The organism is Pseudomonas sp. CH235 (genome assembly GCF_004368175.1).
GTDB classification, from domain to species: domain Bacteria; phylum Pseudomonadota; class Gammaproteobacteria; order Pseudomonadales; family Pseudomonadaceae; genus Aquipseudomonas; species Aquipseudomonas paraglycinae.
Genome location: NZ_RRZJ01000002.1, coordinates 226,829 through 246,346, shown reverse-complemented (window position 1 = coordinate 246,346; position 19,518 = coordinate 226,829). Strand labels below are relative to the sequence as shown.

Annotated in this window: 22 protein-coding genes; 21 read left to right on the top strand and 1 reads right to left on the bottom strand. The window is 60.2% G+C overall.

Annotation, left to right across the window (positions count from 1 at the left end):
• Nucleotides 1–6 precede the first annotated feature (6 nt).
• The gene (secF, locus tag EIY71_RS03300; RefSeq protein ID WP_007956694.1) at nt 7–921 is read left to right on the top strand and encodes a protein translocase subunit SecF; all 915 of its coding nucleotides are present in this window, start codon (nt 7–9) and stop codon (nt 919–921) included.
• A gap of 120 nt (nt 922–1,041) precedes the next feature.
• The gene (locus EIY71_RS03295) at nt 1,042–1,590 is read left to right on the top strand and encodes a glycine zipper 2TM domain-containing protein (RefSeq protein ID WP_007956693.1); all 549 of its coding nucleotides are present in this window, start codon (nt 1,042–1,044) and stop codon (nt 1,588–1,590) included.
• A 103-nt stretch (nt 1,591–1,693) separates the two neighbouring features.
• On the opposite strand, the gene suhB is transcribed toward EIY71_RS03295, so the two are convergent.
• Nucleotides 1,694–2,512, bottom strand: coding sequence for an inositol-phosphate phosphatase (gene suhB / locus EIY71_RS03290; RefSeq protein ID WP_007941397.1), 819 nt, complete (start codon nt 2,510–2,512; stop codon nt 1,694–1,696).
• A gap of 145 nt (nt 2,513–2,657) precedes the next feature.
• Here suhB and trmJ point away from each other — a divergent pair, with 145 nt between their 5' ends.
• The 19 genes from trmJ (at nt 2,658) to der (ending at nt 19,362) form a co-directional block, all read left to right on the top strand.
• Complete coding sequence (gene trmJ / locus EIY71_RS03285; protein WP_007956692.1) at nt 2,658–3,428, top strand: tRNA (cytosine(32)/uridine(32)-2'-O)-methyltransferase TrmJ; 771 nt, start codon at nt 2,658–2,660, stop codon at nt 3,426–3,428.
• Nucleotides 3,429–3,430: 2 nt separating this feature from the next.
• The gene (gene cysE, locus EIY71_RS03280; protein WP_007956691.1) at nt 3,431–4,207 is read left to right on the top strand and encodes a serine O-acetyltransferase; all 777 of its coding nucleotides are present in this window, start codon (nt 3,431–3,433) and stop codon (nt 4,205–4,207) included.
• Nucleotides 4,208–4,375: 168 nt separating this feature from the next.
• On the top strand, nt 4,376–4,867 hold the full coding sequence (gene iscR, locus EIY71_RS03275) for a Fe-S cluster assembly transcriptional regulator IscR (protein ID WP_007956690.1): 492 nt from the start codon (nt 4,376–4,378) through the stop codon (nt 4,865–4,867).
• A gap of 50 nt (nt 4,868–4,917) precedes the next feature.
• Nucleotides 4,918–6,132, top strand: a complete 1,215-nt coding sequence (locus EIY71_RS03270; protein ID WP_007956689.1) for an IscS subfamily cysteine desulfurase — start codon at nt 4,918–4,920, stop codon at nt 6,130–6,132.
• A 101-nt stretch (nt 6,133–6,233) separates the two neighbouring features.
• Nucleotides 6,234–6,620: a Fe-S cluster assembly scaffold IscU gene (gene iscU, locus EIY71_RS03265; RefSeq protein WP_003227907.1), complete on the top strand. Its 387-nt coding sequence runs from the start codon at nt 6,234–6,236 to the stop codon at nt 6,618–6,620.
• 34 nt (nt 6,621–6,654) lie between these two features.
• A complete protein-coding gene (gene iscA, locus EIY71_RS03260; RefSeq protein ID WP_134020468.1) occupies nt 6,655–6,978 on the top strand; it encodes an iron-sulfur cluster assembly protein IscA in 324 nt (107 codons plus the stop codon).
• Between the two features lie 8 nt (nt 6,979–6,986).
• On the top strand, nt 6,987–7,508 hold the full coding sequence (gene hscB / locus EIY71_RS03255; protein ID WP_134020465.1) for a co-chaperone HscB: 522 nt from the start codon (nt 6,987–6,989) through the stop codon (nt 7,506–7,508).
• 51 nt (nt 7,509–7,559) lie between these two features.
• Nucleotides 7,560–9,425 carry a Fe-S protein assembly chaperone HscA gene (hscA, locus tag EIY71_RS03250; RefSeq protein ID WP_085745316.1) on the top strand — a complete coding sequence of 622 codons (1,866 nt, stop codon included), beginning with the start codon at nt 7,560–7,562 and terminating at the stop codon, nt 9,423–9,425.
• Nucleotides 9,425–9,766, top strand: a complete 342-nt coding sequence (gene fdx / locus EIY71_RS03245) for an ISC system 2Fe-2S type ferredoxin (protein ID WP_007956685.1) — start codon at nt 9,425–9,427, stop codon at nt 9,764–9,766. Before hscA ends, fdx begins: the two co-directional genes overlap by 1 nt.
• A 14-nt stretch (nt 9,767–9,780) precedes the next feature.
• Complete coding sequence (gene iscX, locus EIY71_RS03240; RefSeq protein WP_085745315.1) at nt 9,781–9,981, top strand: Fe-S cluster assembly protein IscX; 201 nt, start codon at nt 9,781–9,783, stop codon at nt 9,979–9,981.
• Nucleotides 9,982–10,069: 88 nt separating this feature from the next.
• Nucleotides 10,070–10,495, top strand: coding sequence for a nucleoside-diphosphate kinase (gene ndk / locus EIY71_RS03235; RefSeq protein WP_039765715.1), 426 nt, complete (start codon nt 10,070–10,072; stop codon nt 10,493–10,495).
• 28 nt (nt 10,496–10,523) lie between these two features.
• On the top strand, nt 10,524–11,672 hold the full coding sequence (gene rlmN / locus EIY71_RS03230) for a 23S rRNA (adenine(2503)-C(2))-methyltransferase RlmN (RefSeq protein WP_007956683.1): 1,149 nt from the start codon (nt 10,524–10,526) through the stop codon (nt 11,670–11,672).
• Between the two features lie 12 nt (nt 11,673–11,684).
• The gene (pilW, locus tag EIY71_RS03225) at nt 11,685–12,443 is read left to right on the top strand and encodes a type IV pilus biogenesis/stability protein PilW (protein WP_085745313.1); all 759 of its coding nucleotides are present in this window, start codon (nt 11,685–11,687) and stop codon (nt 12,441–12,443) included.
• The gene (locus EIY71_RS03220) at nt 12,443–13,501 is read left to right on the top strand and encodes a RodZ domain-containing protein (protein WP_085745312.1); all 1,059 of its coding nucleotides are present in this window, start codon (nt 12,443–12,445) and stop codon (nt 13,499–13,501) included. Before pilW ends, EIY71_RS03220 begins: the two co-directional genes overlap by 1 nt.
• 3 nt (nt 13,502–13,504) lie before the next feature.
• On the top strand, nt 13,505–14,614 hold the full coding sequence (ispG, locus tag EIY71_RS03215) for a flavodoxin-dependent (E)-4-hydroxy-3-methylbut-2-enyl-diphosphate synthase (protein WP_007956680.1): 1,110 nt from the start codon (nt 13,505–13,507) through the stop codon (nt 14,612–14,614).
• A gap of 22 nt (nt 14,615–14,636) precedes the next feature.
• On the top strand, nt 14,637–15,926 hold the full coding sequence (gene hisS, locus EIY71_RS03210) for a histidine--tRNA ligase (RefSeq protein ID WP_102688192.1): 1,290 nt from the start codon (nt 14,637–14,639) through the stop codon (nt 15,924–15,926).
• 41 nt (nt 15,927–15,967) lie between these two features.
• Nucleotides 15,968–16,609 carry a tetratricopeptide repeat protein gene (locus EIY71_RS03205; protein WP_011335807.1) on the top strand — a complete coding sequence of 214 codons (642 nt, stop codon included), beginning with the start codon at nt 15,968–15,970 and terminating at the stop codon, nt 16,607–16,609.
• Complete coding sequence (gene bamB, locus EIY71_RS03200) at nt 16,602–17,753, top strand: outer membrane protein assembly factor BamB (RefSeq protein WP_039765728.1); 1,152 nt, start codon at nt 16,602–16,604, stop codon at nt 17,751–17,753. Before EIY71_RS03205 ends, bamB begins: the two co-directional genes overlap by 8 nt.
• Before the next feature lie 136 nt (nt 17,754–17,889).
• The gene (gene der / locus EIY71_RS03195; RefSeq protein WP_007956675.1) at nt 17,890–19,362 is read left to right on the top strand and encodes a ribosome biogenesis GTPase Der; all 1,473 of its coding nucleotides are present in this window, start codon (nt 17,890–17,892) and stop codon (nt 19,360–19,362) included.
• Nucleotides 19,363–19,518 lie beyond the last annotated feature (156 nt).

Here is a 19,518-nt window from a genome sequence, read left to right as displayed (position 1 = left end):
GCTGCCATGTTACGTACAATCAACTTCATGGGCGTCCGCAACTTTGCGTTCGGCGTCACCGTATTTCTGACCTTGCTGGCAATCTTCAGTGTGTTCCACAAGGGCATGAACTGGGGTCTGGATTTCACCGGCGGTACGCTCATCGAGCTGACCTACGAGCGTCCGGCCGATGTCACCAAAGTGCGCGAGCAATTGGTTTCTTCCGGTTATCACGAAGCCGTGGTGCAGAACTTCGGCGCGACCACCGATCTGCTGGTGCGCATGCCGGGTGAAGACCCGCAGCTGGGCCATCAGGTGGCGGAAGCGCTGCAGAAGGTCGGCGGCGACAACCCGGCGACCGTCAAGCGCGTCGAGTTCGTCGGCCCGCAGGTCGGTGAAGAACTGCGGGACCAGGGCGGCATGGGCATGCTGCTGGCGCTCGGCGGCATCCTGATCTACCTGGCTTTCCGCTTTCAGTGGAAGTTTGCGGTCGGCGCCATCGTGTCGCTGATTCACGACGTGATCGTGACCGTGGGTATCCTGTCGTTCTTCCAGATCACCTTCGACCTGACGGTGCTGGCGGCGGTACTGGCGATCATCGGTTACTCGCTCAACGACACCATCGTCGTGTTCGACCGGGTGCGTGAGAACTTCCGCGTACTGCGCAAGGCTACGTTGATCGAGAACATCAACATCTCGACCACCCAGACCCTGCTGCGGACCATCGCGACCTCGGTTTCGACCTTGCTGGCGATCGCGGCACTGCTGTTCTTCGGCGGTGACAACCTGTACGGCTTCTCCCTGGCGCTGCTGGTGGGTGTTCTGGCGGGTACCTACTCGTCGATCTACATCGCCAACGTGGTGCTGATCTGGCTGAACCTGTCGACGGAAGACCTGATTCCGCCGGTCAACACCGAGAAGGAAGTCGACGACCGTCCATAACGGCCATCGTTTTCCCGGTTGTCAGTCAAAAAAGACGCGAGTTGAACTCGCGTCTTTTTTTTTGCTCCAAGGCTGGGAGAAGCGCGGGCGCGTCCCGCATGTGATGGTCAGGAGGTTCATGTGAACAAGTCGTTGCTGGTTGGTGCGGTATTGGGTGCTGTCGGTGTGACTGCCGGGGGTGCTGTTGCCACCTACAGCCTGGTTAAAAGCGGCCCTGAGTATGCGCAAGTGCTGGCCGTAGAACCGGTCAAAACACAGATCAAGACTCCACGTGAAGTGTGCAAGGATGTGACAGTGACCCGGCAGGCGCCGGTGAAAGATCAACACCAGATCGCCGGCACCGTGGTCGGTGCGCTGGCGGGTGGTCTGCTGGGTAACCAGATCGGCGGCGGCACCGGCAAGAAGATTGCCACGGTGGCCGGTGCAGTCGGTGGTGGTTACGCCGGTAACAAGGTTCAGGAGGGTATGCAGGAGCGTGATACCTACACCACGACTCAGACTCGCTGTAACACGGTGAATGACATCAGCGACAAGGTCGTGGGCTATGACGTCCGGTATTCGCTGGACGGCAAGGAAGGCAAGGTGCGGATGGATCGTGATCCGGGCAACCAGATTCCGGTCGACAAGGAAGGCAAGCTGATCCTGTCGCAGAACGAGCCGGGCCAGTGACTGGTTGACGGCTTATAAGAAAAGCACCCCTCGGGGTGCTTTTTCATGCCCATAAAAAAACACCCCGAAGGGTGTTTTTTTGGTTTCGCGAAGCGCTTAGCGCTTAGCGCTTCAGCGAGGCCGGCAGGTGCGGCTGGATCGCCGTCAGAACTGCCTTGAAGCATTTGGTGTTGCCGGCAACGACGTGGCCTTTTTCAAGGAAGTCGTGACCGCCGGTGAAGTCGCTCACCAGGCCGCCTGCTTCCTGAATCAGCAGGGCGCCAGCAGCCATGTCCCACTCGGACAGACCCGACTCCCAGAACGCGTCGAAACGGCCGGCGGCCACGTAAGCCAGATCCAGGCTTGCCGAACCGGCGCGGCGGATGCCGGCAGTCTGGCCAACCAGGGCGCGGAACATGCCCAGGTAGTTGTCGAGGTTGTCCATCTGGTCGTCACGGAACGGGAAGCCGGTGCCGAGCAGAGCGCCGTCCAGGCTTGTGCGACCGCTGACACGCAGGCGGCGACCGTTCAGTTGAGCGCCGCGACCACGGCTGGCGGTGAATTCTTCCTGGCGAACCGGATCCAGAACAACGGCGTGTTCCAGGCGACCACGGTATTTACAGGCAATGCTGACAGCGAAGTGAGGAATGCCGCGCAGGAAGTTGGTGGTGCCGTCCAGCGGATCGATGATCCACAGGTATTCTTCGCCTTCGATGCCGGTGCCGGCGTGCAGGCCGGTCTCTTCACCCATGATCGAGTGATTCGGGTAAGCCTTGCGCAGGGCGTCGATGATTTTCTGTTCGGCGGCGCGATCGACCTCGGATACGTAATCCTTGGCGTCTTTTTCGTCGACCTTGATGGTATCCAGGCGCTCGATGGAGCGGAAGATCAGTTCACTGGCGCTGCGGGCGGCGCGCAGCGCGATATTCAGCATGGGCTGCATGGATGTGTCACCTAAGGTTGTTAAAGAAAGCCGCGCATTCTATCAGAACTTTTCTTCAGGTGAAGGTCGCTGTTCGCTTTCATAGCTTAACGGTAGGCTGTTCTGTAAGATTTGCACCCCTTTGCCGAGTCCGAGAGCGCCCGCCGTGCTGCAAAATATTCGTGTCGTCCTGGTCAACACCAGCCATCCGGGAAACATCGGCGGGACCGCGCGCGCCATGAAAAACATGGGCCTGTCGCGCTTGGTGCTGGTTGATCCGCGCGTCTTTCCGCATCACGAAGCCGATGCTCGTGCTTCCGGTGCCGGTGACATCCTTGAAAACGCGCAAGTCGTCGCCACCTTGGAAGACGCCTTGGTCGGTTGCAATCTGGTGCTTGGCACCAGTGCCCGTGACCGGCGTATTCCCTGGCCATTGCTGGACCCGCGCGAGTGCGGGACCAAAGTGGTCGAGGAGGCAGGGCAGGGCGCGGAAATCGCGCTGGTGTTCGGTCGTGAAGATTCCGGCCTGACCAATGACGAGCTGCAGCGATGTCACTATCACGTGCACATCCCCTCCGATCCTGAGTTCAGCTCGCTGAACCTCGGGGCGGCGGTGCAGGTGTTGAGCTATGAAGTGCGCATGGCGTGGCTGGCTGCACAAGGTCAGCCGACGAAGATCGAGAAGGAAGAAGTGGCCTCCGTGAAAAGCGCAGAGCTTGCGACCATGGATGAGCTGGAGCGGTTCTATGAGCACCTGGAGCAGACTCTGGTGGCCATCGAATTCCTCGATCCGGAAAAGCCGCGGCACTTGATGGCGCGCCTGCGCCGGTTGTACGGACGCAGCTCGGTCAGCCGGGCGGAAATGAATATTTTGCGTGGCATCCTCACGGAAACCCAGAAAGCGGCCCGTGGCGAGCTCCTTAAGCGGAAGGATTAATGATGTTCGAGCGTTTGCGTGAAGATATCCAGAGCGTATTCCACCGAGACCCGGCGGCGCGTAACGCTTTTGAAGTCCTGACCTGCTACCCCGGCATGCATGCAATCTGGATTCATCGGCTGGCCGGCATGCTCTGGCGCAATGATCTGAAATGGCTGGCGCGGCTGGTGTCGAACTTCGGTCGCTGGCTGACCGGGATCGAGATCCATCCGGGTGCCAAGGTCGGTCGACGCTTCTTCATCGACCACGGCATGGGCATCGTGATCGGCGAAACCGCTGAAATCGGCGATGACGTGACGATCTACCAGGGCGTCACCCTGGGTGGTACCAGCTGGAACAAGGGCAAGCGTCACCCAACCCTCGGCGATGGCGTTGTGGTGGGGGCGGGCGCGAAGGTGCTCGGTCCGTTCACTGTGGGGGCCGGCGCCAAGGTCGGGTCCAACGCCGTGGTTACCAAGGAAGTGCCACCGGGCGCCACTGTGGTGGGGATTCCGGGCCGGATCATCGTCAAGTCCGATGACGAGGCTGACGCCAAGCGCAAGGCGATGGCCGAGAAGATCGGCTTCGATGCCTACGGCGTCAGTGAAGACATGCCCGATCCGGTGGCGCGCGCCATCGGCCAGTTGCTCGATCACCTGCAAGCGGTGGACGGACGTCTGGAGGGAATGTGCGGCGCGCTGAAGGATCTGGGCAGTAATTATTGTGCGAAAGATCTGCCCGAGCTGCGTGAAGAAGACTTCGCCTGCGTCAAGGGCAAGGACGAATCCAAGCTCCACTGACGCACTTGCAGGGCTGCTGCCGACCGGTGTGCCATTAGTCCGCAGACCCTGCTATCATTCGCGCGCTCTTTTGCGGGTAAACCCGACTAAAGCACTAGGTCTTATAGTTGACTTAAATGCTCGGGAATTGCATACTCCCGCCCATTCCGAACTCCGTGGTAATTGTCCATGCGACTGACTACAAAAGGCCGATACGCCGTGACCGCCATGCTTGACCTGGCGTTGCACGCGCAACACGGGCCGGTGTCCCTGGCCGATATCTCCGAGCGCCAAGGCATCTCCCTGTCCTATCTCGAACAGCTTTTCGCCAAGCTGCGCCGCAGTAACCTGGTTTCCAGCGTTCGCGGTCCGGGCGGTGGCTACCAGTTGTCCCGCGACATGCAGGGCATCCAGGTGGCTCAGGTGATCGATGCGGTGAACGAATCGGTCGATGCAACAAAATGCCAGGGTCAGGGCGACTGCCACTCCGGTGACACCTGCCTGACCCATCACCTGTGGTGCGACCTGAGCCTGCAGATTCACGAATTTCTCAGCGGTATCAGCTTGGCCGACCTCGTAACTCGCCGTGAGGTGCAGGAAGTGGCCCAGCGTCAGGATCAGCGTCGTTGCAATGGCAAGGCGCCGCGCCTGGACAAGATTGAAGCGTCCGCCGTCGAATGACAGCCAGAGAGCTAGCGGCACGCCAGCCAGCCTGATTTAGGAGATAGTCCATGAAATTGCCGATTTACCTTGATTACTCTGCGACCACCCCGGTCGATCCGCGCGTTGCGCAAAAAATGAGTGAATGCCTGCTGGTCGACGGAAACTTCGGTAACCCGGCGTCCCGTTCCCACGTGTTCGGCTGGAAAGCCGAAGAGTCCGTCGAAAACGCCCGTCGTCAGGTGGCCGATCTGGTCAACGCCGACCCGCGTGAAATCGTCTGGACCTCCGGTGCCACCGAGTCCGACAACCTGGCAATCAAGGGTGCGGCACATTTCTACGCCTCCAAGGGCAAGCACCTGATCACCTCCAAGATCGAACACAAGGCTGTCCTCGACACCATGCGCCAGCTGGAGCGTGAAGGTTTCGAAGTCACCTACCTCGATCCGACCGAAGATGGCCTGATCACCCCGGCCATGATCGAAGCCGCGCTGCGCGAAGACACCATCCTGGTGTCGGTGATGCACGTGAACAACGAAATCGGCACCGTCAACGACATCGCCGCCATCGGCGAGCTGCTTCGTTCCAAAGGCATTCTGTTCCACGTCGACGCCGCTCAGTCCACCGGCAAGGTCGAAATCGACCTGCAGAAACTGAAAGTCGACATGATGTCGTTCTCCGCTCACAAGACCTACGGCCCTAAAGGCATCGGCGCGCTGTACGTCAGCCGCAAGCCGCGTGTGCGCATCGAAGCGACCATGCACGGCGGCGGTCACGAACGTGGCATGCGTTCCGGCACCCTGGCGACTCACCAGATCGTCGGCATGGGCGAAGCGTTCCGTGTGGCCAAGGAAGACATGGCTGCCGAAAACGTCCGCATCAAGGCGTTGAGCGACCGTTTCTACAAGCAGGTCGAGCACCTGGAAGAGCTGTACGTCAACGGCAGCCTGACCGCCCGCGTTCCGCACAACCTGAACCTGAGCTTCAACTACGTTGAAGGCGAGTCGCTGATCATGGCGCTCAAGGATCTGGCGGTTTCGTCCGGTTCGGCCTGCACCTCGGCGTCGCTTGAGCCTTCGTACGTACTGCGCGCCCTGGGCCGCAACGACGAACTGGCACACAGCTCGATCCGTTTCACCTTCGGCCGTTTCACCACCGAAGAAGAAATCGACTACGCCGCGCAGAAAGTCTGCGAGGCCGTTACCAAGCTGCGCGCTCTGTCGCCGCTGTGGGACATGTACAAAGACGGCGTCGATATCTCGAAGATCGAGTGGGCGGCACACTAAATATAGAAGCCGCCGGATACAGATCCTGTAGCGACGCGGCGGTTTACGCAGCGCAGTTGCAGGGTCTCAAGAGCGGCCCTGATGAGTGAGGATTGAGAATCATGGCTTACAGCGAAAAGGTCATCGACCACTACGAAAACCCGCGCAACGTCGGCAAGATGAATGCGGAAGATCCTGATGTCGGCACCGGCATGGTCGGCGCTCCGGCGTGCGGCGACGTGATGCGTCTGCAAATCAAGGTCAACGATCAGGGCGTTATCGAAGACGCCAAGTTCAAGACCTACGGCTGCGGTTCGGCTATCGCCTCCAGCTCCCTCGCTACCGAGTGGATGAAGGGCAAGACCCTGGACGAAGCTGAAACCATCAAGAACACTCAGCTGGCCGAAGAACTGGCCCTGCCGCCAGTAAAAATCCACTGCTCGGTTCTCGCTGAAGACGCCATCAAGGCGGCCGTTCGCGATTACAAGCAGAAGAAAGGCTTGATCTGACTTTCAAGATTTGGCGACGAGTAAGGAGTCAACGATGGCTATCAGCATGACAGAAGCGGCTGCTCGACACGTGCGGCGCTCCCTCGACGGGCGCGGCAAGGGTGAAGGGATTCGTCTGGGTGTTCGCACCACGGGCTGTTCCGGCCTTGCCTACGTGCTGGAGTTTGTCGACGAGTTGGTTGCAGAAGATCAGGTGTTCGAGAGTCACGGCGAAAAAGTGATCATCGACCCGAAGAGCCTGGCCTACCTCGACGGCACCGAGCTCGACTTCGTCAAGGAAGGGTTGAACGAAGGCTTCAAGTTCAACAACCCCAACGTACGCGGTGAATGTGGCTGCGGCGAAAGCTTCAATATCTGAGGCTTGTCGTGGGTATTCCTTGTCATTTCGCTTTATTCGAGCTGCAACCGGGCTTTCGTCTGGATCTCGATCAGTTGGCCACGCGCTATCGCGAGCTGGCGCGCGGCGTTCACCCTGACCGCTTTGCCGATGCTTCCGAGCGCGAGCAGCGGTCGGCGCTCGAGCAGTCTGCGCGGCTCAACGATGCTTATCAGACGCTCAAGAGTCCGGCCCAGCGTGCACGCTACCTGCTGGCCATTAGCGGGCATGAAGTGCCGATGGAAGTCACCGTCCACGATCCCGAGTTTCTTTTGCAGCAGATGCAATGGCGCGAAGAGCTCGAAGATCTGCAGGACAGTGCTGACCTGGACGGTGTCGCGGCGTTCAAGCGTCGCCTGAAAACCGCCCAGGAAGAGCTCAACGAAAGCTTCGCAGCCTGTTGGGATGATGCAGCGCAGCGCGAACAGGCCGAACGCCTGATGCGGCGCATGCAGTTCCTCGACAAACTCACCTACGAAGTGCGCCAGTTAGAAGAGCGCCTCGACGATTAACCCAGTGCCGCTCCGGTCGCACGCCTGATATACAGATAAGTCCTGATCACGATGGCCCTACTGCAGATCGCCGAACCCGGCCAAAGTCCTCAACCGCACCAGCGTCGTCTGGCTGTGGGTATCGACTTGGGTACTACCAATTCGCTGGTCGCTGCGTTGCGCAGTGGTCTTTCCGAACCGCTGGCCGATGCCGAAGGGCGGGTCATCCTGCCTTCCGCCGTGCGTTACCACGCCGATCGCGTCGAAGTCGGCGAGTCAGCCAAACTGGCTGCGTCCTCCGATCCCCTGAACACCGTGCTGTCGGTCAAGCGCCTGATGGGGCGTGGTCTGTCCGACGTCAAGCAATTGGGCGATCAACTGCCGTACCGCTTTGTCGGCGGCGAATCGCACATGCCGTTCATCGACACCGTGCAGGGGCCGAAAAGTCCGGTCGAAGTCTCCGCCGATATCCTGAAAGTATTGCGTCAGCGCGCTGAAGCCACCCTTGGCGGTGAGCTGGTGGGCGCGGTGATCACCGTTCCGGCGTATTTCGACGATGCTCAGCGTCAGGCTACCAAGGACGCGGCGAAACTCGCCGGTCTGAACGTGTTGCGTCTGCTCAACGAGCCGACCGCTGCGGCGGTGGCATACGGTCTGGATCAACATGCCGAAGGCCTGGTCGCGATTTATGACCTGGGCGGCGGCACATTCGATATTTCGATTCTGCGCCTGACTGGCGGTGTCTTCGAAGTGCTGGCCACTGGCGGCGACAGTGCGCTGGGTGGCGATGATTTCGATCATGCGATTGCCGGCTGGATCATCGAGAGCGCCGGTTTGTCCGCCGACCTCGATCCGGGCGCACAACGCAGCCTGCTGCAAACCGCCTGCGCCGCCAAAGAAGCCCTGACGGACTCTGACAGTGTTGAAGTTGCCTACGGTGACTGGAAAGCGCAACTGACCCGCGAAGCCTTCGATGCGCTGATCGAGCCAATGGTCGCCCGCAGCCTTAAAGCCTGCCGCCGCGCCGTCCGCGATTCCGGCGTCGAGCTGGAAGACGTGCACGCCGTGGTCATGGTCGGTGGTTCGACCCGCGTTCCGCGTGTTCGCGAAGCCGTCGCCGAAGCCTTCGGTCGTCAGCCGCTGACCGAAATCGACCCGGATCAAGTGGTGGCCATCGGTGCCGCGATCCAGGCCGATACGCTGGCTGGCAACAAGCGCGATGGCGGCGAACTGTTGCTGCTCGACGTGATTCCGCTGTCCCTGGGGCTGGAAACCATGGGCGGCCTGATGGAGAAGGTGATTCCGCGTAACACCACCATCCCCGTCGCTCGCGCCCAGGACTTCACCACTTATAAAGATGGCCAGTCGGCCATGGCGATCCACGTATTGCAGGGCGAGCGTGAGCTGATCAGCGATTGCCGCTCTCTGGCTCGCTTCGAATTGCGCGGCATCCCGGCGATGGTGGCCGGTGCGGCGAAAATTCGCGTGACCTTCCAGGTCGATGCCGACGGCTTGCTCAGCGTCTCTGCCCGTGAACTGGGTTCGGGCGTCGAGGCAAGCATTCAGGTCAAGCCGTCCTATGGCCTGACCGACGGCGAAATCGCCAAGATGCTGAAAGATTCGTTCCAGCACGCCAATGACGACAAGGTCGCCCGCGTTCTTCGCGAGCAGCAAGTCGATGCTCAGCGCCTGATCGAAGCGGTGCAGGGCGCTCTTGAGGCGGATGGCGAGCGTTTGCTCGACGCCGAAGAGCGCATGGTCATCGATCTGCAGGTGCAGGAACTGACCGAACTGATGAAAGGCACCGATGGCTACGCCATCGAGCAGCAGACCAAGCGTCTGTCGCAAGTGACCGATGCTTTTGCAGCCCGTCGTATGGATCAGACGGTGAAAGCCGCTCTGTCGGGGCGCAATCTGAATGAAATCGAGGATATCTGATGCCGCAGGTCATTTTTCTGCCCCACGAGAAGTTCTGCCCTGAAGGCATGGTCGTTGACGCTGCGCCTGGCACGTCGATCCTCGAACTGGCTCACGAACACCACATCGAGATGGAAAGCGCCTGCGGCGGCGTCTGCGCCTGCACCACTTGTCACTGCATCATCCGCGAGGGTTTTGACTCGCTGGAAGAAGCTGACGAGTTGGAGGAAGATTTCCTTGATCGTGCCTGGGGTCTGGAAGCCCAGTCGCGCCTGGCTTGTCAGGCGATCGTCGGTGAAGAAGACATCACCGTAGAAATTCCGAAATATTCGCTTAACCATGCGGCCGAAGCGCCGCACTGACTGGTAAGACTGTCATGAGCTACGGTTGGAATGATGTTCAACGTATTGCAGAAGAGCTGGCGGAAGCCAAGCCGGGTGTAGATCCGTATTCTGTCAACTTCGTCGAATTGCAGCAGTGGATCAAGGAACTGCCGGATTTCGACAATGCCTCTGGTCGTGTTGGCGAGAAGGTGTTGGAGGCGGTTCAGACTCTCTGGGCTGATGAATTGGACTGATCGTCCTCGCAGGTTAGGCAATACCCAAGAACCCGCGTATAATTCGCGGGTTTAATTTTTCGCAAATTACCGTTTCTGGAGTTACACCATGGCTGTTCAACGTACTTTCTCCATCATCAAGCCTGACGCCGTTGCTAAAAACGTGATCGGCAAGATCACCACTCGCTTCGAAGACGCTGGCCTGCGCGTTGTAGCTTCGAAACTGAAGCAACTGTCCAAAGCCGAAGCCGAAGGCTTCTACGCTGAGCACAGCGCTCGTGGTTTCTTCGGCGACCTGGTTGCCTTCATGACTTCGGGTCCTGTTGTTGTTCAGGTTCTGGAAGGCGAAAACGCCATCGCTCGCAACCGTGAGCTGATGGGCGCTACCAACCCTAAAGAAGCTGCTCCAGGCACCATCCGTGCTGACTTCGCTGAATCGATCGACGCCAACGCCGTTCACGGTTCGGACTCCGAAGCCGCTGCTGCTCGCGAAATCGCTTACTTCTTCGCAGCTACTGAAGTAACCACTCGCTAAGCATTGGCTTAAGAGTGAAGGTGAATCCATGACGACATCGACTGTTAAAACCAACCTGCTGGGTCTGACCCAGCCGGAAATGGAAAAATTCTTCGACTCAATCGGGGAGAAGCGTTTCCGTGCCGGTCAGGTAATGAAATGGATTCACCACTTTGGCGTCGATGATTTCGACGCCATGACGAACGTCAGCAAGGCCTTGCGCGAAAAGCTCAAGGCTGTTGCTGAGGTCCGTGGTCCCGAAGTGGTCAGCGAGGACATTTCCAGCGACGGCACCCGCAAGTGGGTGGTGCGCGTGGCGTCCGGCAGCTGCGTCGAGACCGTTTACATTCCCCAGGGCAAACGCGGCACTCTGTGCGTTTCGTCCCAGGCAGGCTGTGCCCTGGATTGCAGTTTCTGCTCCACCGGCAAGCAAGGCTTCAACAGCAACCTCACCGCCGCCGAAGTCATCGGTCAGGTGTGGATTGCCAACAAATCCTTCGGCAGTGTTCCGGCTACCATCGACCGCGCCATCACCAACGTGGTGATGATGGGCATGGGCGAACCGCTGCTGAACTTCGACAACGTCGTGGCCGCCATGCATCTGATGATGGATGACCTGGGCTACGGGATCTCCAAGCGCCGCGTGACCCTGTCCACGTCGGGTGTGGTGCCGATGATCGATGAGCTGGCCAAGCACATCGACGTATCCCTGGCGTTGTCCCTGCACGCACCGAATGACGCATTGCGTAACCAATTGGTGCCGATCAACAAGAAATATCCGCTTAAGATGCTGCTCGAGTCGTGCCAGCGCTACATGTCTGAACTGGGCGAGAAGCGCGTGCTGACCATCGAGTACACCTTGCTCAAGGACGTCAACGACAAGCTTGAGCACGCCGTGGAAATGATCGAGCTGCTGAAGAACATTCCGTGCAAGATCAACCTGATTCCGTTCAACCCGTTCCCGCATTCCGGGTACGAGCGGCCGAGCAACAACGCCATCCGCCGGTTCCAGGATCAGCTTCACCAGGCCGGTTTCAACGTCACCGTGCGCACCACCCGTGGTGAAGACATCGACGCGGCTTGTGGTCAATTGGTAGGGCAGGTGCTGGATCGCACCCGTCGCAGCGAACGTTACATCGCCGTGCGCGAATTGAGCGCCGACAGCGATCTGGCGCAGAACGCCGCGAACACTAACTAAGAGAGGATCTCTATGTCCCTGCGCTTTGCGCTGCTGTTGCTGTTGGCCAGCCTGTGTGCTGGTTGTGTCCTGTCGGGCGATTACAACCCGATGAAGACCAGCAAGGGCCGTGACGAAGCGCGGGCTGCCTACGTGCAGCTGGGGCTGGGATACTTGCAGCAGGGCATGACCGAGCGGGCCAAGGTTCCATTGAAGAAGGCCCTGGAGCTGGACGGTTCGGATCCCGACGCCAATGCCGCGCTGGGGCTGGTGTTCCAGGCTGAAATGGAACCTGCGCTTGCTGACGAACACTTCCGCAAAGCCTTGTCCTCCCGTCCCGCCGATGCGCGCATCCTCAACAACTACGGCAGTTTTCTCTACGAAGAACAGCGATACAAGGAAGCCTACGAGCGTTTTGAACAGGCGGCCGCCGATACCCTGTATCCTGAGCGTTCGCGGGTGTTCGAGAACCTCGGCATGACGGCGGCGAAGCTTGGGGAGCGTGATCTGGCGCAGCAGCAGCTGGAAAAAGCGCTGCGTTTGAACCGTCAGCAGCCACGGGCATTGCTGGAAATGGCTGAGTTGTCATTCGAAGACAGGCATTATGTGCCCGCGCGTGACTATTACGACCGTTTCAGCCAGCTCTCCGAGCAAAATGCACGTAGTCTGTTGCTCGCCGTTCGGTTGGCAAAAGTATTTGAAGATCGCGACAAGGCCGCCAGTGCGGGCCTGCAATTAAAACGACTCTATCCCGGTACGCCGGAATATCAGCAATACCTGTCGGAGCAATGATGAAAGCGGCGCATCCCGAAGTTGTAGCAGCGAATCGCGTTAACCCCGGTGAGACCCTGCGCCAGGCCCGCGAAAGCAATGGCTGGTCGCTGGCCGAAGTGGCCCTCAAGCTCAACCTCACCGTGACTTCCCTGAGCAATCTTGAAGCCGGCGCATTCGACAAGTTGCCCGGGCATACCTTCGCTCGCGGTTACATTCGCGCCTACGCCAAATTGCTCGGCATGGATCAGACCGTTCTGGTCCAGCAATTCGATCAGTCTACCGGCACCGATTCCCAGGGCAGCAACGTCCACGCTCTGGGCCGTATCGAAGAGCCGGTACGGGTTTCCCACACCATTTTGCGTATCGTCAGCCTGTTGCTGCTGATTGCGGTCATCGGCGGTGGATTCGTCTGGTGGCAGGATCAGACTTCGCAGCGCACCAAGGACCTGATTGGCCTGGCCCCGGAGCACGTCGAAGTCGAAGGCGCCGACGGCACCACCCAGATTCATCCGCTCGACGAGCCGGAAGACCAGGCCGTCGCGGAAGGCGAAGCCGAGGGCTCGACCGCTCTGGCACTGCCTCAATCGGAAACCACGGCTGAATCGACTGGCGCCGAGACCGAAGCTGCAGCTCCAGCCACCGCACCGGTTGCTCCGGCACCTGCTGCGCCAGCCGCTACTCCGGCTGCACCGGCTCATACGCCGGCGCCTGTGGTTGCTGCTCCAGCGAATCCGGCGCCAGCCGCTCCGGCCACGCCTGCACCGACCGTCACTGCCCCGGCAGCCCCGGCCGTCGCTGCACCCGCGCCGACAGCGCCCGTTGCTCCGGCCGCAGGTCAAGGCCAGGTTCAAGTGCAGTTCATCGCCGATTGCTGGACTCAAGTGACCGATGGCAGCGGCAAAGTGCTGTACAGCGGCCTCAAGCGTAAGGGCGACAGCCTGTCTGTCGTTGGCAAGCCTCCGTTTGCCGTGCGTCTGGGCGTTGCCCGTGGCGCGCAGGTCAGCTACAACGGCCAGCCGGTCGATGTCGCTCCGTTCACCAGTGGCGAGACCGCTCGCCTGAAGTTGGGTCAATAAGTCATGCACGGCGAATCTCCAATCAAACGTCGCGAATCGCGCAAGATCTGGGTCGGTAACGTGCCTGTGGGCGGCGATGCCCCTATCGCTGTGCAGAGCATGACCAACAGCGACACCAATGACGTCGCTGCCACCGTCGCACAGATCAACCGTCTGGAAGCCGCCGGCGTCGACATCGTCCGCGTGTCGGTACCGGACATGGACGCCGCCGAGGCGTTCGGCAAGATCAAGCAACTGGTCAAGGTGCCGTTGGTTGCCGACATCCATTTCGACTACAAGATCGCTTTGCGCGTGGCCGAACTGGGTGTGGACTGCCTGCGCATCAACCCGGGCAACATCGGTCGCGAAGACCGCGTGCGTGCGGTGGTCGATGCCGCCCGTGACCGCGGGATCCCGATCCGCATCGGCGTCAACGCCGGTTCCCTGGAAAAAGACCTGCAAAAGAAATACGGCGAGCCGACCCCGGCCGCGCTGGTCGAGTCCGCCCTGCGTCACGTCGAACACCTCGAACGCCTGAATTTCCAGGACTTCAAGGTCAGCGTGAAGGCTTCCGACGTGTTCATGGCCGTTGAAGCCTACCGTCTGCTGGCCAAGGAAATCGTCCAGCCGCTGCACCTGGGCATCACCGAAGCCGGCGGATTGCGCTCCGGTACAGTGAAATCCGCCGTGGGCCTAGGTATGCTGCTCGCCGAGGGGATTGGCGATACTATCCGCATCTCGCTGGCGGCCGACCCGGTCGAGGAAGTGAAGGTCGGTTACGACATTCTCAAGTCTTTGCATCTGCGTTCCCGTGGCATCAACTTCATCGCCTGCCCGAGTTGCTCGCGGCAGAACTTCGATGTGGTCAAGACCATGAACGAGCTGGAAGGGCGCCTTGAAGACCTGCTGGTGCCGCTGGATGTCGCGGTGATCGGTTGCGTGGTCAACGGCCCCGGCGAAGCCAAGGAAGCCCATATCGGCTTGACCGGCGGCACGCCAAACCTGATTTACATCGACGGCAAGCCGTCGCAGAAACTGACGAATGACAATCTGGTGGACGAGCTGGAAAAGCTGATCCGCGAGAAAGCGGCCGAGAAGGTCGAAGCTGACGCAGCGGTTATCGCGCGCGGCTGATCGAACGAATTAAGGAAATTCTGTGAGCAAGTCTCTGCAAGCCATTCGTGGCATGAACGACATCCTGCCGGAACAGACGCCGGTATGGCGTTATTTCGAAGGCACCGTTTCGCGTCTGCTGGATAACTACGGTTACAAGCAGATCCGCATGCCGATCGTCGAGTTCACCGAGCTGTTCAAGCGCTCGATCGGTGAAGTGACCGACATCGTCGAAAAAGAGATGTACACCTTCGAAGACCGCAACGGCGACTCCCTGACCCTGCGTCCGGAAGGCACGGCTGCGTGCGTGCGTGCGGTGCTCGAGCACGGCATCACCGGCGGTGGCCAGGTGCAGAAGCTCTGGTACATCGGCCCGATGTTCCGTCACGAGCGTCCACAGAAAGGCCGTTATCGCCAGTTCCACCAGATCGGTCTGGAGGTGTTCAACCTCGACGGTCCGGACATCGACGCCGAACTGATCATCATGACCTGGCGCCTGTGGGGCGAGCTGGGCATTCGCGATGCGGTCAAGCTCGAACTCAACAGCCTCGGCACCAGCGAGTCCCGCGGCCGTTATCGTGAAGCGCTGGTCGAGTACCTCTCGGCGCACCACGACAAACTGGACGAAGACAGCCAGCGTCGCCTGAAAACCAACCCGCTGCGCGTGCTCGACACCAAAAATGCCGACACCCAGGCCGTGCTGGTCGATGCGCCGAAAATGGCGGATTACCTGGATGACGAATCCCGTGCCCACTTCGAAGGGCTGAAGGCCCGTCTGGATGCCGTCGGCATTCCTTACGTGCTCAACCCGAAGCTGGTGCGTGGTCTGGATTACTACAGCAAAACCGTATTCGAATGGGTCACCGACAAGCTCGGCGCCCAGGGCACTGTCTGCGCGGGTGGGCGCTATGACGGTCTGGTCGAGCAGATGGGCGGCAAGCCGACCCCGGGCGTCGGTTTCGCCATGGGTATCGAGCGTCTGGTGCTGCTGCTGGAAACCCTGCAGCAGATCCCGGAAGAAATCTCCCGTCAGGTCGACGTCTATCTCTGCGCCTTCGGCGAAGAAGCAGAGCTGGCCGGTCTGGCCCTGGCCGAGCGTGTACGCGACCAACTGCCCAACCTGCGCCTGCAAGTCAATGCCGGCGCTGGCAGCTTCAAGAGCCAGTTCAAGAAAGCCGACAAGAGCGGTGCGCTGTACGCACTGATCCTCGGTGACGACGAAATGGCCCAGCAAGTGGTAGGTTTCAAACCCCTGCGTGGCCAGGGCGAACAACAAAGCATTGCCTGGGATGCGCTCGCTGCACACCTGGCCACCTGCGTCGTGCAGGGTTGAAGCTGTCCAAACAGCCGATTTAGCGATTAAGGAGTATTGGGGTGTCGAGTACCGAAGACGAACAGTTGGCGGATTTGAAGGACTGGTGGACACGCAACGGCAAACCTCTGGTCACCGGCGGCCTGTTGGCGCTGGTCATCGTGTTCGGCTGGCAGGCTTATCACAAGTATCAGAGCAACCAGTCGCAAGGCGCCTCGGTGCTCTATCAGCAATTGCTGGAAACCACGCTGACCCCGGACGGCAAGCCTGATGCCGCGCGCGTCGCGGATCTGGCCGGCAAGCTCAACAGCGAATTCGGCGGTTCTGCCTACGCGCAGTACGGCAGCCTGTTCGTGGCCAAGGTCGCGGTCGACAGCGGCAAGCTGGACGACGCGGCGACCGAACTCAAGGCCATCGTTGCCAAACCGGCCAACCCGGCGCTGGGCGAAATCGCCCGTCAGCGTCTGGCGCAGGTACTGGGCGCACAGAACAAGGCCGACGAAGCCCTGAAACTGCTCGAAGGCGATGCCGACAAGTCGTTCCTGGCCACTCGCGAAGAACTCAAGGGCGACCTGCTGGTACAGCTGGGCCGTACCGACGAAGCGAACGCGGCGTATCAAAAAGCCAAGGCGGCACTGTCGGATGAAGCGGCGGTCGGTGGCCTTCAAATCAAGCTGGACGACCTGGCCAAAGGGGATGCGTGACGTGATCCGTTGGAAGCATGCAGCATTGCTGGCTCTGGCCATTCTGGCCGCGGGTTGCAGCAGCAACAGCAAAAAAGAACTGCCACCGGCCGAGCTGACCGACTTCAAAGAAGAAGTGGTCCTGCACAAGCAGTGGAGCCGCTCGATCGGTGACGGTCAGGGCGAAACGTACAACATGCTGGTACCGGCGATCGACGGTGACACCATCTACGCAGCCGACGTGACCGGTATCGTGATGGGCCTGGATCGCGGCAACGGCGACGTGAAATGGAAGAAAGACCTTGAACTGCCTGTGTCCGGCGCCGTTGGCGTGGGTTACGGTCTGGTCATGGTCGGCACCCTGCGCGGTGAAGTCGTTGCCCTCGACGCCATCAACGGTGAAGAGAAGTGGCGCTCGCGCGTCAACAGCGAAGTCCTCGCGCCACCGGCCAACAACGGTGACGTGGTGGTGGTACAGACCCAGGACGATCGTCTGATCGGTCTGGACGCGTCCACCGGCAATCAGCGTTGGGTGTATGACAGCACTCCGGCCGTACTGACCCTGCGCGGCACCAGCGCACCGATCGTCACCAACCGCCTCGCGGTGGCGGGCCTGTCGACCGGTAAAGTGGTCGCTCTCGACATTTCCAACGGCGTGCCGGTCTGGGAACAGCGGATCGCGATTCCACAAGGTCGTTCGGAACTGGAGCGCGTGGTCGACATCGACGGCGGTCTGCTGTTGTCCGGCGGTACCCTGTACGTCGCCAGCTATCAGGGTCGCGTTGCGGCACTGGATCTGGAAAGCGGCCGTCAGCTCTGGCAGCGCGACGCGTCGAGCTACGCCGGTGTTGCCCAGGGTTTCGGCAACGTCTACGTAAGCCTGTCGTCGGGCACCGTTGAAGGCGTCGACGAGCGTTCCACCACAGCACTGTGGAGCAACGACTCGCTGGCCCGTCGTCAACTGTCGGCGCCGGAAGTGTTCTCCAGCTACGTTGCAGTCGGTGACCTGGAAGGTTACCTGCACCTGCTGAGTCAGGTGGACGGTCGTTTCGTCGGCCGCGAGCGCATCGACAGCGACGGCCTGCGTGCCCGTCCGCTGGTGGTGGGCGACACGATTTATGTGTATGGCAACAGCGGCAAACTGGAAGCCCTGACCATCAAGTAACAACTATGCTTGGGGTTAACTCCCCAGGCGGCCTTGCTTCTGCAGGGTTTGCAGCACCCACGGGTGTTGCCCCGAGCACCAGCCGCTGCCTCGCAGCGGCTTTTGTATTTTCTGAAATAACGAAGTGGAGAGCCGCATGGTTCCCGTAATCGCCCTGGTGGGCCGACCGAACGTCGGCAAGTCCACCTTGTTCAACCGCCTGACCAGGACTCGCGACGCCATCGTCGGCGACTTGTCCGGTCTGACCCGTGATCGCCAGTACGGTGAGGCCAAGTGGCAAGGGCGTTCCTACATTCTGATCGACACCGGCGGTATCTCCGGTGACGAGCATGGTATGGACGAAAAAATGGCCGAGCAGTCGCTGCTGGCCATCGAAGAAGCGGATGTCGTTCTGTTCCTGGTAGATGCCAAGGCCGGTTTCACCGCCGCCGACCAGATGATCGCCGAACACTTGCGCAAACGTAACAAGCGTTCCCACGTGGTTGCCAACAAGGTCGACAACATCGATCCGGAAATGGCCCGCGCCGAATTCGCCCCGCTGGGCATGGGCCACGCGATCCCGATCGCCGGCGCCCACGGTCGCGGCATCACGCAATTGCTGGAAGCCGCCCTGAGCGACTTCCCGCGCGATGATGACGAACCGGCCGAAGGTGAAGAGGAAGAAGTGGTCGCCGAAGGCGAGGAAGCCAAGCGCATTCCTGGCCCGAGCGAAAAAGACGGGATCAAGATCGCCATCATCGGCCGTCCGAACGTCGGCAAGTCGACCCTGGTCAACCGCATGCTCGGTGAGGACCGGGTTATCGTCTATGACCAGCCCGGCACTACCCGCGACAGTATCTACATCCCGTTCGAGCGTAACGACGAGAAGTACACGCTGATCGACACCGCCGGTGTGCGCAAGCGCGGCAAGATCCACGAAGAAGTCGAAAAATTCTCCGTGGTCAAAACCCTGCAGGCGATCAAAGACGCCAACGTGGTGATCTTCGTGATGGACGCCCGCGAAGGCGTGGTCGATCACGACCTCAACCTGCTGGGCTTCGCCCTTGAAGCAGGTCGTGCGCTGGTGATCGCGATCAACAAGTGGGACGGCATGACGCCGAGCGAGCGCGACTTCGTGAAGGTCGAGCTGCAGCGTCGGTTGTTCTTCGTTGACTTCGCCGATATCCACTTCATCTCGGCTCTGCACGGTACTGGCGTGGGCAACCTCTACGCCTCGGTACAAAACTCGTTCAAGTCGGCGGTCACCCGCTGGCCGACCAGCCGCCTGACGCAGATTCTCGAAGACGCGGTCAGCGAGCACCAGCCGCCGATGGTCAACAGCCGCCGGATCAAGCTGCGTTACGCTCACCTGGGTGGTGCGAACCCGCCGATCATCGTGATCCACGGCAACCAGATCGAGAAAGTGCCGAAGTCGTACGTGCGCTATCTGGAAAACACTTACCGCCGTGTGCTCAAACTGGTCGGTACGCCGATCCGTATCGAGTTCAAGGGCGGCGAGAACCCGTACGAAGGCAACAAGAACACGCTGACCGACCGCCAGGTCAACAAGAAGCGTCGCTTGATGTCGCACAACAAGAAGGCCAGCAAGAAGCGTCGCGACAAGAAGTAAAAAAGAGCAGCTGCGGGTTTCGAGCTGCAAGCTTCAAGTTAAAGCGTGGAAGTAAAGAAGGGCTCTGTTCAGAGCCCTTTTTTGTGGGCGATGGATTGATGCTTGAAACTTGTCGCTTGCAGCTTGAAACTTGCAGCTCACCTGCAAGGGGCTCCC

Coding starts and splice junctions, on each gene's coding strand:
- rlmN (WP_007956683.1), top strand. CDS start 10,524: ATGACGACATCGACTGTTAAAACCAACCTGCTGGGTCTGACCCAGCCG.
- EIY71_RS03220 (WP_085745312.1), top strand. CDS start 12,443: ATGAAAGCGGCGCATCCCGAAGTTGTAGCAGCGAATCGCGTTAACCCC.
- ispG (WP_007956680.1), top strand. CDS start 13,505: ATGCACGGCGAATCTCCAATCAAACGTCGCGAATCGCGCAAGATCTGG.
- der (WP_007956675.1), top strand. CDS start 17,890: ATGGTTCCCGTAATCGCCCTGGTGGGCCGACCGAACGTCGGCAAGTCC.
- fdx (WP_007956685.1), top strand. CDS start 9,425: ATGCCGCAGGTCATTTTTCTGCCCCACGAGAAGTTCTGCCCTGAAGGC.
- hscA (WP_085745316.1), top strand. CDS start 7,560: ATGGCCCTACTGCAGATCGCCGAACCCGGCCAAAGTCCTCAACCGCAC.
- secF (WP_007956694.1), top strand. CDS start 7: ATGTTACGTACAATCAACTTCATGGGCGTCCGCAACTTTGCGTTCGGC.
- ndk (WP_039765715.1), top strand. CDS start 10,070: ATGGCTGTTCAACGTACTTTCTCCATCATCAAGCCTGACGCCGTTGCT.
- suhB (WP_007941397.1), bottom strand. CDS start 2,512: ATGCAGCCCATGCTGAATATCGCGCTGCGCGCCGCCCGCAGCGCCAGT.
- iscA (WP_134020468.1), top strand. CDS start 6,655: ATGGCTATCAGCATGACAGAAGCGGCTGCTCGACACGTGCGGCGCTCC.
- bamB (WP_039765728.1), top strand. CDS start 16,602: ATGCGTGACGTGATCCGTTGGAAGCATGCAGCATTGCTGGCTCTGGCC.
- iscX (WP_085745315.1), top strand. CDS start 9,781: ATGAGCTACGGTTGGAATGATGTTCAACGTATTGCAGAAGAGCTGGCG.
- EIY71_RS03270 (WP_007956689.1), top strand. CDS start 4,918: ATGAAATTGCCGATTTACCTTGATTACTCTGCGACCACCCCGGTCGAT.
- cysE (WP_007956691.1), top strand. CDS start 3,431: ATGTTCGAGCGTTTGCGTGAAGATATCCAGAGCGTATTCCACCGAGAC.
- pilW (WP_085745313.1), top strand. CDS start 11,685: ATGTCCCTGCGCTTTGCGCTGCTGTTGCTGTTGGCCAGCCTGTGTGCT.
- iscR (WP_007956690.1), top strand. CDS start 4,376: ATGCGACTGACTACAAAAGGCCGATACGCCGTGACCGCCATGCTTGAC.
- iscU (WP_003227907.1), top strand. CDS start 6,234: ATGGCTTACAGCGAAAAGGTCATCGACCACTACGAAAACCCGCGCAAC.